At 58.0% G+C, this 11,531-nt stretch carries 12 protein-coding genes; 6 read left to right on the forward strand and 6 right to left on the reverse strand.

Translation table 11 applies throughout. The annotated features are described in order from the left end of the window. Window positions 1–15 precede the first annotated feature (15 nt). Window positions 16–1,512, reverse strand: a complete 1,497-nt coding sequence (locus ETAA8_RS14190) for a trypsin-like peptidase domain-containing protein (protein WP_145089198.1) — start codon at window positions 1,510–1,512, stop codon at window positions 16–18. 105 nt (window positions 1,513–1,617) lie between these two features. Beyond that, the gene (gene recA, locus ETAA8_RS14195) at window positions 1,618–2,712 is read right to left on the reverse strand and encodes a recombinase RecA (RefSeq protein ID WP_145100520.1); all 1,095 of its coding nucleotides are present in this window, start codon (window positions 2,710–2,712) and stop codon (window positions 1,618–1,620) included. A gap of 331 nt (window positions 2,713–3,043) precedes the next feature. On the opposite strand from recA, the gene ETAA8_RS14200 reads away from it, so the two are divergent. Further along, the gene (locus ETAA8_RS14200; protein WP_145089200.1) at window positions 3,044–3,436 is read left to right on the forward strand and encodes a VOC family protein; all 393 of its coding nucleotides are present in this window, start codon (window positions 3,044–3,046) and stop codon (window positions 3,434–3,436) included. A 289-nt stretch (window positions 3,437–3,725) separates the two neighbouring features. Beyond that, the gene (locus tag ETAA8_RS14205; RefSeq protein ID WP_145089203.1) at window positions 3,726–4,289 is read left to right on the forward strand and encodes a TPR end-of-group domain-containing protein; all 564 of its coding nucleotides are present in this window, start codon (window positions 3,726–3,728) and stop codon (window positions 4,287–4,289) included. A 142-nt stretch (window positions 4,290–4,431) separates the two neighbouring features. Here the strand turns inward: ETAA8_RS14205 and ETAA8_RS14210 are convergent, their stop codons facing one another. After that, a complete protein-coding gene (locus tag ETAA8_RS14210; protein WP_145089205.1) occupies window positions 4,432–5,202 on the reverse strand; it encodes a WecB/TagA/CpsF family glycosyltransferase in 771 nt (256 codons plus the stop codon). Between the two features lie 324 nt (window positions 5,203–5,526). On the opposite strand from ETAA8_RS14210, the gene ETAA8_RS14215 reads away from it, so the two are divergent. Both ETAA8_RS14215 and ETAA8_RS14220 read left to right on the forward strand, forming a co-directional pair. Beyond that, complete coding sequence (locus ETAA8_RS14215; RefSeq protein WP_145089208.1) at window positions 5,527–6,093, forward strand: lysophospholipid acyltransferase family protein; 567 nt, start codon at window positions 5,527–5,529, stop codon at window positions 6,091–6,093. Continuing rightward, window positions 6,090–7,265: a phosphatidate cytidylyltransferase gene (locus ETAA8_RS14220; protein WP_145089211.1), complete on the forward strand. Its 1,176-nt coding sequence runs from the start codon at window positions 6,090–6,092 to the stop codon at window positions 7,263–7,265. The genes ETAA8_RS14215 and ETAA8_RS14220 overlap by 4 nt, the downstream gene beginning before the upstream one ends. Window position 7,266: 1 nt before the next feature. Here the strand turns inward: ETAA8_RS14220 and ETAA8_RS14225 are convergent, their stop codons facing one another. From ETAA8_RS14225 to ETAA8_RS14235, 3 genes are read right to left on the reverse strand one after another with little or no spacing between them, the layout of a single operon-like run. Further along, window positions 7,267–7,680, reverse strand: coding sequence for a hypothetical protein (locus ETAA8_RS14225; protein ID WP_145089214.1), 414 nt, complete (start codon window positions 7,678–7,680; stop codon window positions 7,267–7,269). An 18-nt stretch (window positions 7,681–7,698) separates the two neighbouring features. Then, window positions 7,699–8,727 carry a hypothetical protein gene (locus tag ETAA8_RS14230; protein ID WP_145089217.1) on the reverse strand — a complete coding sequence of 343 codons (1,029 nt, stop codon included), beginning with the start codon at window positions 8,725–8,727 and terminating at the stop codon, window positions 7,699–7,701. 55 nt (window positions 8,728–8,782) lie between these two features. Next, window positions 8,783–9,322, reverse strand: a complete 540-nt coding sequence (locus ETAA8_RS14235) for a hypothetical protein (protein ID WP_145089220.1) — start codon at window positions 9,320–9,322, stop codon at window positions 8,783–8,785. A 238-nt stretch (window positions 9,323–9,560) separates the two neighbouring features. Here ETAA8_RS14235 and ETAA8_RS14240 point away from each other — a divergent pair, with 238 nt between their 5' ends. Beyond that, the gene (locus ETAA8_RS14240) at window positions 9,561–10,652 is read left to right on the forward strand and encodes a hypothetical protein (RefSeq protein WP_145089223.1); all 1,092 of its coding nucleotides are present in this window, start codon (window positions 9,561–9,563) and stop codon (window positions 10,650–10,652) included. 516 nt (window positions 10,653–11,168) lie between these two features. Continuing rightward, window positions 11,169–11,501: a Flp family type IVb pilin gene (locus ETAA8_RS14245; protein ID WP_145089226.1), complete on the forward strand. Its 333-nt coding sequence runs from the start codon at window positions 11,169–11,171 to the stop codon at window positions 11,499–11,501. Window positions 11,502–11,531 lie beyond the last annotated feature (30 nt).

Raw genomic sequence — 11,531 nt, forward strand, 5'->3', positions numbered from 1 at the left:
TGATTCAGCGGCAGGTTATTCAGCAGCGATGGTGCGCGTCTCGGTGCCGGTCAGCAGACCGCTCAATTTAAGCGAGACACTTCCCCGCAAGTCAGCGGTTGCTTGATAGAACTGCTTGGGTGTGGTGACGCGCGACTTACCCACATGACTAATGAACTCACCGGGCCTCAGTCCCGCCTTCCAGGCTGCCGAGTCTTTCTCGACATCGATCACCCCCAGGCTTCCTTCCGGATCAAGATCTCGGCTGTGATCGCGAAACTGCGGAGTGGCCGTCGCGTACTCGACGCGGAGTCCGCGCCAGCTGGGGTCCGGTTGTTCTGCAAAGGCAGGGCGCGGTCCTTCGACGCGCTTCTTCGAGAGTGTGACTTTAGACGTCACCACTTTGCCGCGACGATTTGCACCACCGCCGCGCTCAAGCGTTAGTTGAACGTTCGTATCGGCGGGCAAACCACTCAAGCGGCGAATCAGTTGCAACTCGTCGCTGATCGGCTCCCCTTCGACATGCGTGATCACATCGCCAGGTTGCAGGCCCGACTTGGCCGCGGGTGTGGAGGGAACAACATCGAGTAGCCGCGCGCCGAAGCGGCCTTGGCGGCGCTCTTCGGCAGCAAGAAAAGTGGGAGCAACGCCGAGAAAGCCATACTCCGGAACTCGCCCCGACTTGAGCGTTTCCAGTGACCGGCGAAAATCCTCATCGACGGGAATCGCAAAGCCGCCACTCTTTTCATAACCAACCAGCGCGGCCAGTGAAGTGGTGATGCCGATCAACTCCCCCTTCAAATTGACGAGTGCTCCGCCGCTGCTGCCCAGTTCGAGGCGGGCATCGGTTTGAATTAGATTACCGTAGTGATGCAGAGTGAATCGACCTTCGGTGGCACCCGCTCCGGTTCGTTCGGGAGCAGGCGGGGCGGGACGAGCCAGATTGGCGATGATGCCCCAGGTGGCGCTCGGCTCGCCATCGCGGGCAATCGCGTATGGATTGCCGAGGGCCAGGACGATCTGTCCCTTTTTCAGCGACTTCGCATCACCCAGTGCCAGGGCCTGCAGCTCATTCGCTTCGATTTTCAGTACAGCCAGATCGAGCCACGGGTCAGCCGCTTTGACGGTGGCTGGGTAGGGCTTCTTGCCGATCCAAACGAGATAGCGCGAAACCCGGATATCGCCTACGACGTGATAAGTAGTGAGAATCAGCCCACGAGAATCGATCACAACGCCAGAGCCGAAGTCGTGCGGCACATAGTCGGGGCGAGTGGGATCGCTGAAGAGATCGGCCCCTTCGCCGGACAAGCCTTCACCTAATTCGGCAGCTGGCGAAGCATCGGGCGATTGCTTGCGCAGGCGGGCGACAGCGACAACCGACTTCTCGGCTTTCGCGATAGTATCGACCAATACCGATTCCAGCGCGACGGCAGCTTGCAGCCCGGATGGCTCCTGGGCTGGTGCGGAGTTAACACCAGCCAGCAGCCAGGTACCTAAGAGCAAACCGAGCAAGCGCTGGGAGTTGAATATCATGCGGCGAGTCCTTCTTCAGACACGATGCGTGCTGCGCGAAGAAGAAGGAGGCTGCTGACGGGCCAGCAGTCGCCGTTTGGCCAATTCCTGTGAGGCCAGCCCCGACTATTCGTCAGGACCGCCTTCATCTTCTTCACCAGGTTCGGGGGCGACTTCCTTCACGCCAACGATTCCCGACGCCAGAATCTTATCACGAATTTCGTCGCGAATCGCGGTATTCTCGGCCAGGTAGGCCCGGGCCTTCTCTTTGCCCTGGCCAATGTAGGCATCGTTGTACTTAAACCACGAACCGCTCCGGGTGAGGACTTTCTGTTCGACACCCATGTCGAGCACGTCCCCTTCGAAGCTGATGCCGTTAGTATGCATCATGTCGAATTCCGCCACGCGGAAGGGTGGTGCGACCTTGTTCTTCACGATCTTGGCCCGTACCCGCTGGCCGACCACATCTTCACCCTCTTTGATTTGGGTGACGCGGCGGACATCGATCCGGCACGAGCAGTAGAACTTGAGAGCGCGACCACCGGGAGTTGTTTCCGGGCTGCCGTAGGTAACGCCGATCTTTTCGCGAATCTGGTTGATGAAGATGACCGCTGTCTTGCTCTTGGCGATCACCCCGGTCAGCTTACGCATCGACTGGCTCATCAAGCGAGCTTGCAGGCCGACGTGCGTATCGCCGATGTCACCTTCCAATTCCGCCCGCGGCACGAGGGCTGCCACCGAGTCGACCACGATCACATCGACTGCGTTCGATTTCACCAGCATTTCGGTGATTTGCATCGCCTCTTCGCCGCTGGCCGGTTGGCTGACGAGCAACGTATCGAGCTGCACGCCCAGCTTTTTGCCCCAGGTCGGGTCGAAAGCATGTTCGGCGTCGATGATCGCGCACACGCCATCTTTTTTCTGAGCTTCGGCAATCACATGCAGTGCGAGGGTTGTTTTACCGCTCGATTCTGGGCCAAAGATCTCGATGATGCGGCCGCGAGGAATGCCCTGTCCGCCGAGCGCCACGTCGAGTGCCAGGCTGCCGGTCGGAATGCCAGAAATGGCCAAGGTGCGATCGCCACCTAGGGGCATGATCGAGCCATCGCCGAATTGCTTTTCGATATTCTGAAGGGTGGCCTTCAGGACCTCGTTACCCTCAATCAGCGCGGCCAGCTTGGCCTTGCCGCTATCCTTGGGAGCCTTCTCTTTTTTTGCCATACGTCCATTCACCTTCTCAGCAGCAACCATCGGAACTTCTCCTTTTATGAGGAAGGCTCGGGCGGCTTGCAAGCGGCCCGGCTTCCATCGTGGAAGCGAAATCGATAGTGGACAAAGGAATACTGTACAGTTATCCACATCGACGTCAACAGCTTTGTTATTAAGATTTTCGCGAAGAGAGTGACTAGTCTGGTCACGGCGCGGACACATTCGGAAAAAAGGAGGATTTTTTTGGAGATAGCCGCCCGCTGCAACTGGTCCAAGAGATTGACCGAAATTGATACCTGTTGGCCGCTAGCGGCTGCTCGCTCAGGTGAACAAAATAGCCAGCATGAAAATCGTGGAACTAAATCATGTGGCCATTCACGTCGCCGACCTTGAGCGCAGCCGGGCTTTCTTTCGAGACGTACTACAGCTAGCGGAGATTGAGCGTCCGGCGTTCGACTTCCCGGGTGCCTGGTTTCGCCTGGGAACGCAGCAGGAATTGCATTTGATTGCCGGGCGGCAACTCGCCACGCACTCTCACAATCGCGGCGATCACTGGGCCTTGATGGTGGACGATCTCGACGCCTGGGAGGCACATTTAACATCCGTCGGCTATCCGCATTTCCCGCGCAAACGTCGTCCCGATGGCGCGGGGCAGGTCTTTTTGATCGATCCCGATGGCCACTACATCGAACTTTGCACCCCTCCTGGTGTCATTTCCAGCGAGCAGGCAAAATAATCTTCGTCGTCTAGAAACTGGCGCAATACACCGGTACGGACGGCGGAAATTCCTGCCGACTACCATCGCTGAATTGCCCAGTTGATTTTTTCTGGCCTGACGAAATGCCGATACAACTAGTGTCCTCAAGGTTTGCTTGGTCGCTAAGACAGTCAACAAAGCGCGGTTTGTTCGACAATTTTTCGTGATTCCTGCCGAAATTACCTGCCCCGCGATTTGGGTTTTTGAAAGCGCCGGTTAGAATTGATGTAGAGAGCGTTCCTCCAGTGAATGGCTGAGATGATTCGCCATGTCTGACCCCAACCGCATCCGCCGCCAACAGATCCTTCGGGAAGCCGAAGGTTATTTGGATCTCATCACTGTCTTTGGCGGTCGTTGGCCGTGTCGACCCGATGCTCGCGACCAGGTGGCTTTGCGAGTGCTGGCAACGCTGGATCGCATTGATAACCCAGGTGGCTTGCGAGCTCATATGTTGTTCCTCCGCGGGCAGGCCCTGCGAACGATGGAACGGTACGGCGACGCGGTCAAGCCGCTGCGCGAAGCAGCTGATCTTGAGCCCGAGAATTTCCACATTCGCTTGGCTCTTGGCTGGTGCTACAAACGGGTGAAGCGGCTCGATCTCGCCATTCAATCGTTGGAAGAAGCGCTCGAAGCTGATGCCGAACAGGCGATTCTGCACTACAACCTGGCTTGCTACTGGAGCCTGGCTGGCAACGCGAAGATTGCCTGCTCTTATCTTGCCCAAGCTTTCGACTTGCAGCCCGATTATCGCGAGCTGGTCGGCAGCGAGCGGGATTTCGATCCGATCCGCCGGCACCCTTACTTTCAATCGCTGACGAGCGTCATCGTTTGAAGGTCGGCATTCGCGCTCGTTGCGTGGGCGCTCACTACTGCCGTGTTAGGTAAGACGAGTTTCTGAGCCGGAAGCGTAAGCGCCCGGAGATTTCACCATCTTAAGCGCCACTACTCTCCGGGCGCTTACGCTTCACGCTCATTTACCGGTTCAAATAAGACTTCAGCACCAGTTGCGGGAAGATCCAGGCATCGCGGGCGTAACGACTGGCCAGCCGACGTGGTTCCGTTGCTAAGCGGTGCATCCATTCGATGCCCATCCCGCGCATCCAAACCGGCGCGCGGCGTTTTTCACCTGCCAGGAAGTCGATCGTCGCGCCAACACACAGCGCGGCCCGGGCTGCAATACGCTCGCGATGGCGATGTACCCACAACTCCTGCTTAGGAGCACCGACCCCCACGATCAGCAAGTCGGGCTCGGCAGCGGCGATCTGTGCAAGGATCTTGTCGTTTTCTTCCGCAGATTTTTCAAAGCCCAGTGGCGGGCTGTAGCAACCGGTTACCTTCACCTGCGGCCAGCGGCGCTCGATGTTCTGGGCTGCTACTTCGGCCACGCCGGGCATTGCGCCCAGCAAGTAGGTCTTCAGGATTCGATCTGGCGGCACGGCGGCGAAGATCGCCGGCGTCAGGTCGGAGCCCGGAATGCGGTCGGGAAGTCGTCGGCCGAGCAAGTGCGACGCCCAGACCACTGGCGCGCCATCGGCCAGAATTAGTTCTGCACCTTCATAGGCAGCTTGCAGGTCTTCGTGGTGTTGCAGCAGCACGATGTGGTCGACGTTCGGCGTGACGACATAGCGGCACGGTCCTGGCTTGGCAGTCCATGCCAGGACAGTTTCGACCGCCTGGCTCATGGTCAGCGGATCGATGGCGACGCCCATCAAGTTGATGCGTTCCGGCCGAACACAGATTGTCATAACGCGTTCCCTCTGACGGTACAAACGACAAAGCCGGCAGAATCGCTCCCGCCGGCCAGGTCGCTGTTTCCCCGTCTCATTTGCATTTCGGTCCCAGCCGTAAAGCTGCCGGACGTTAGGAAAATGTAGGTCGCACTTTGGCGGGTCGTTGGCAGCTCAAACCGGAAAATCGCGGTTGCCGCTAAGTCGATAGGGGCCTACGCTTTAGTGCCGAACTTGGTTAACGTTACGCAGTCAGCCAATCAGAGGGGCTGATGGGCGGTTTGGGGTGGCCTTGTGGTATCGAAGAGACTGACGAGCTCAATCCTGGCTGGCATCGCGAGAATGCTGAGCGGGGCAACCGTGCGCTGGCACGAGATCCAGCCCGATCCTTGTCAGCGCATCTACTTTGCCAATCACACCAGCCATCTCGATGCCCTGGTCCTGTGGTCGTCGTTGCCGCGGCCGGTGCGGGAAGTCACCCGTCCGGTCGCTGCCAAAGACTACTGGTCGAAAGACCCGGTTCGCCGGTACATCTCTAGCTGTTTCAACGCGATGCTGATCGACCGCGAAGAGATCAAGGTGCACCAGAGTCCGGTCGATGTGATGATTCGCGAGATCGGCCTGAAATACTCGCTGATAGTATTCCCCGAAGGAACGCGCAACCGCGACGAAGAAATGCAGGAGTTCAAGAGCGGGCTGTATTACCTAAGTAAGAAACGCCCCGATCTGGAACTCGTTCCCGTTTACATCGACAACTTGAATCGAGTTTTGCCACGTGGAGAGTTCCTGCCGGTGCCGCTCTTGAGTTGCATCACGTTTGGCCCGCCAATGTGGCTGGAACCGAAGGAATCGAAAGTCGAGTTTTTAAAGCGGGCCCGCGAAGCGGTGCGCCGGCTGAAAGAAGTATGAGCCCTGCGTCGTCATTCATCACCGACAGCTTCGCGCTGGCAGGTCAATTGACCTGGCTGCCGGAAATTCGCGCCAACATTCCGCAGATCAAACTCGACGCGCGCACGAACATTCTGCTTGGTACGGTTCTGGTGCTGCTGTTCGCCGCCTATATCGTCGGCCGCGTGCTCAAGCGGCAACCAGAGAGTACTGCGAACCCGGCCGTGGTGCGGACGTTCAATCTGCGCGTGCGGGCCTGGTGGATGATGTTCTCGATCCTGATCGCGGGTTTTGTGATGGGCTATTCCGTCACACTCGTGCTGTTTGGGGTGATTTCGTTTTGGGCCCTGCGCGAATTCATCACCATGACGCCGACGCGCCGCGGCGACCACCGCGCGCTGTTTTGGACGTTCTTTCTCTTCACGCCGCTGCAGTACTTGCTCGTGGGTTTGGGCAAGGAGTTCTACGCAATTTATACCGTGATGATTCCCGTCTATGCCTCGCTGATCATTCCCGCGCGGATTGCCTTCTCGGGCGATCCCAAACGATTCTTGGAGCGAACGGCGAAGATTCAGGCCGGCCTGCTGATTTGTGTGTATTCGCTTAGCCATGCGCCGGCGATCTTAAGCCTCGATCTGACTGACTCCAGCAAGAATCCTTGGGACCTAAGTGCTGCTGCGACAAACAATGCCGGCACATTGGCGGATGAGATGCCGCCAACCGAGCCCGCGATTAGCGCCGCCCCACCGCTGCCAGTCGTGAAAGTGGCGAAGGAGCCGGGCAGTAATGCCGGCCTGCTGTTTTATTTCATTCTCCTCGTGCAGTTGAACGATGTTTTTCAATATGGTTGGGGGATTCTGCTTGGCAAGCATGTGATTGCGCCGCAGATCAACGCGAGTCGCACCTGGGAAGGATTGATTGGAGGCTGCCTTTGTACGATGCTCGTCGGCACGTTGCTGTTTTGGGCAACGCCGTTTGAAGTTTGGGAAGCAGCTTGCATTTCGCTGATTGTGGCGATCATGGGCTCAGCTGGTGGCATCACGATGTCGGCCATCAAGCGCGACCGGGGTGTGCGCGACTACGGCACGCTGGTGCAAGGCCATGCCGGAGTGCTCGACCGGATCGATTCACTCTGCTTCGCCGCCCCGGTCTTCTTTCACATCACGCGTTTTTTCTTCACACAGTGGTCATAAGCTACCGCACTTGTTCGAGCAGATAAGCTCCGACCAGAAACGAAACGAGATTTGCGACAACAATAGCAGCACAATCTTGCCAGGTGCTGCGCGAGCGATTCGATGAATCGCCATCTCGTGGCGCGTCTTGCTCCGGCGGAAAGGCCAAGATGAAAAGTACGCACTCTGCGAGCGGGGCAAAGATTTCGGCAATCACCACATACGTGGTGTAGCCCCAAAGAGGCCAGATCGTCAGGGGCATCAACACCACGACGATGGGATACGTGCAGGCAGTCAGCCAGAATCCAGCGAAGAGTCGTCGCTGCCACGAATGACGGCGTGACAGACCGAGAAGCAAAACTGGCGTCTCGAGCGCGATGGTCAGCAAATAGCCCCACAGCAGAAACTGCCACAATTCAGCGGAGCTAGGAGGCATGACGAATTCTTGGGGACGCTACAACAGTCGCAGCAGGAAGGGAACTTCCGCCAGCACGTGCAGCATGGCCACGGTGAAATAAACGTTGCGTGTCAGCGGATAATCGGCGGCGAAACCGGCCCAGAGCGCGATGACAATGATTAGTCCCAGTGCGAGCAGGCACGCGATTCCAATTCGCCAGATCTGTCCGCGCCGCGCGAGCGGAAGCTGCTCGAGTTGCCACGGTTTGCTGATTCCCGCTAACAGCGGAACAGCAATCAGCCACACGCCGTAGTGCAGCATTTCCAAAAAAGTATGCGTGGCCACCAGCAAGTGAGTTGAGATGCCACTTAAGATGCCATCTCCCGCGTGCTGAGAGATCTGCAGCGAGAGGATGTCTTCGCCGGGCAAATCGGGGGTGTTGCGGAGCGTCCACCAGAGCAGGCCTAGTAACAGCGGCAGCAAAGCCAGGCAACCGCGATACGCAGTTAGCCACGGCGACTTGGCGCGGGCCAGTTCCCGTTCGAGAAAGGTGAGCGCTACGAGCGGATGAATGTAAACGAGCGCCAAACTCCAGCCGAGCGGCCAGAGCCAGTTCAAACCAATCAGCAGTAGGCCGACGGGAATGAGCCAGCGCCAATCGCGCCGCGGGTTTTGTGTGCTACGAAGGAGCGCAAGCGAGATGATCCAGACGACGAGCGCCGTGTTCCAGAGGGCGATGGTCGACAACCAATCGTCGGCCGACCAACGGGCCGATCGGCCCAGCCAGGGAAACAGCGCCTGCCAGGCGGCGAGCGCGATCGTCCCGCCGATACCGAGAGCGAAGTAACCTGTCAGCGGGCCCCACTTGGCTGGCATGCGCCGCAGCATGTAGCGGGCTTCCATCCAGTTATGCGGACCGGCAAACAGGAAGACAGCCACAATCGAAAACCCGAGCGGAGCGCACGCCGCCAGCAACCAAGCGGCGAGAACAAACACAACGACCACCGGCACCGGCCACCAGAGGATGACCGCTGAGGTCGATTCCGAGTATTCACCTCTCGCGGGTAGGCTAGCGAAAGTCGACAAGAGAGTGTGCTCCGTGAATCGAAGACTAGGTCGATCGAACTTGTCGATCGAACCCTTACTTGCCGCTGCTGAGGGTGAGCGTCACTTCTTCAGCTTCGTCCGAGTACTCAATCATGATTTGCGGCTTATCGTCACCAGGTGGTCGAGCCGGCCCGCGATAGGGTTGACCGGGAACCTTGATGTCAGCTTGGGCCACTCCCAACACGGCGAGCAGGCCAGCAGCGCCCAAGACAACAGCCTTCGTCGTTCGCAGCACATGCTTGCCCCGCAGCACGAACACGACACTAACCGCGGCCAGCGAGAGTGCGATGGCGGCAACGATCGAGCGCGGCGTGGGAGCAAGCGAACCTTGAGGTCTCGGTCCGGGTCCAAAACCGGGGATGCGAGGTGCCTCAGCTACAGGCTTCAAGCGAGCTGGAATGACAATCTTGGCTCGCACGCCTTGGTCACTCAAATCGGCCGTCTTGATCACTACCGGCGCTTTTTGAGAAGTCGCTTGTGGCCGCGGTATCGGCGCAGCATTGGCCGCCGCAAAGCGGACTCCCAACAGCAACATGGTGAGCGAAACGGCCATCGTCAACGTACCGGTTCTCATGGATTTCATCCTTTGACGTTGTTGCCCCACTAGGAACGCCCGCTATTAGAGCGTGATTCGCTCCCCCAGTGCAAACGTGGCCAGCCAGCATCTGTTACACGAATGGCTGATGATAGCGAGACAATCTGTCGGACTGATTGCTTCTGCTTCTCGCCCATGCGCACAATGACCGCATTCGGACAGTCAGCTGAGTGCCGTACTTGGCGGCTGTGTTGCATCTTTTGTCGGGAGTGGAACCATGCGCAAAACTGTCTCGTTCGCCAGTCTGCTGGTCATGTTGCTGACTTTGGCTACCACCAGCCAGGCTGCCAACAAATGGGGTTTAAAAGAGGGATCGCCAGAATTGAAGTCGGCCGGGCATCTGGCGTTTGGTCCCGACGGCGTTCTCTTCATTGGTGATGCCAAAGGAGCTCAAATCGTTGCCATTGATACTGGCGATGCCAAGGGGGAAGCTGCCAAGGCCAAGTACGACATCGCTAATCTGAACGAAGCGCTCAGCGCTGCCGTGGGCGGTTCGAAGGTCACGGTGAACGACCTGGTTGTGAACCCAGCCAGCGGCAACCTGTTTTTGTCGGTCAGCAAAGCCGATGGTCAACCTGGGCTGATCAAGATCGACGCAACTGGCAAGGCGAGCGAAATTTCGCTGACGAAAGCGACGTTCCAAAAACTGGCCCTGCCCAACCCACCCGAAGATAAGGTTACGGGCGAAGGCCCTCGCGCTCGCAATCGCCGCAATGAAGCGATTACCGACCTGGCTTATTCCGACGGTAAGTTGCTCGTCACTGGCATGACGGCCGATGCCGCTCCGTCGAACGTCCGCGAAATCACGTTCCCCTTCGTCGAAGCTGATCCAGGCACACAGGTCGAAATCTATCACGGTGCCCACGGCAAGCTGGAAGATTACGCCGCCATCCGCGCCTTTGTGCCGCTGACCATCGATGGCCAACCTTCGATTCTCGCTGGTTTCACCTGCACGCCGCTCGTCCGCTTCTCGGTCAACGACCTGGACGCCGGCAAGAAGGTCCGCGGCACCACGGTGGCCGAACTGGGGAATCGCAATCAACCTCTCGATATCGTCCTTTATGAAAAGGGTGGCGATAAGTTCCTGTTAATTGCCAACACCAATCGCGGGGTGATGAAGGTCAGCACCAAGGACATCGGGCGCAAGGACGGCATTACCGAGCGGATCAGCAACACTGCCGGACAAGCGTACGAAACGATTGCCGATCTGCAAGGAACCGTGCAACTCGATAAACTGACCGACACGCAAGCGGTGGTGGTGGTCAACAAAGATGGGGCACTCGCCCTGAAGACGGTCGCCCTGCCGTAGTGCAGTTGGCCGTCCAACTTTCCCACCTGTTCAATATTTGAGAGACACGCCGATCGGCGTGTCTCATTTTGTTGACAAGCCAAACTTGGCAACTGCCGGGCCGCTGCTATTCGATTCCAATTCTTAACTCTCTCACTCTTCCGCCGCGGCCGCGCGCTCCGTTTCTTTCGATCACGCAACTCGCGCTCCTGTTGCCAAAAGGCATCATTCGGTTGTGCGGGAGCGGAGGCATGCTGAGAAAAATCAACACGTGGCGAAATCACGATTTGGCAAAAGAAAAGGTCATCGCCCCGATTTTCTTGCTGATTTGCGGGATTTTTAGCTGATTAGTGCACTGGCCTGAATTCGCCACCACGGTCCGCGGCAATTTGGCACAACCCCTGCTTTACTCCCCGGCCATACCAGAAGTCGGCGGAGGCGGTGTGCCCCCATCTCCGCCGGGCCCGTCGACGATCGACGGGCGTACACGGATTGAACGTGTTTAGTTTTTTTTCCCAATGTTTCGAGGAGATTGGAATGAAGAAGGTTCTTGCTCGCGTTTGGTCGGAACAGGACGGCGTCCTGTCGTTTGAATGGGTACTGCTCGTGACTCTGCTCACGATCGGTATCGTTAGTGGTGTTGCCGGTGCTCGCGATGCGATCATCGACGAACTGGGTGACGTGGCCCAAGCCATGTTGGCTTTGGACCAATCGTATGTCATCGACTTCCCGTTGGCCGTTTCGGTTCACACTGCCACGACCACCTCGGGTGCCAGCGATTCGTCCTTCACCGACTTCCTGATTTACACCGACTGCGCTCGTCAAACCAGCACGACTGGTATGGGTACGGTTTCGGACAACGAGTCGTAATCGTCCCAGCGAGATATGTCAGCTGGGGTG

The organism is Anatilimnocola aggregata (genome assembly GCF_007747655.1).
In the GTDB taxonomy this organism is placed as follows: Bacteria; Planctomycetota; Planctomycetia; order Pirellulales; family Pirellulaceae; genus Anatilimnocola; species Anatilimnocola aggregata.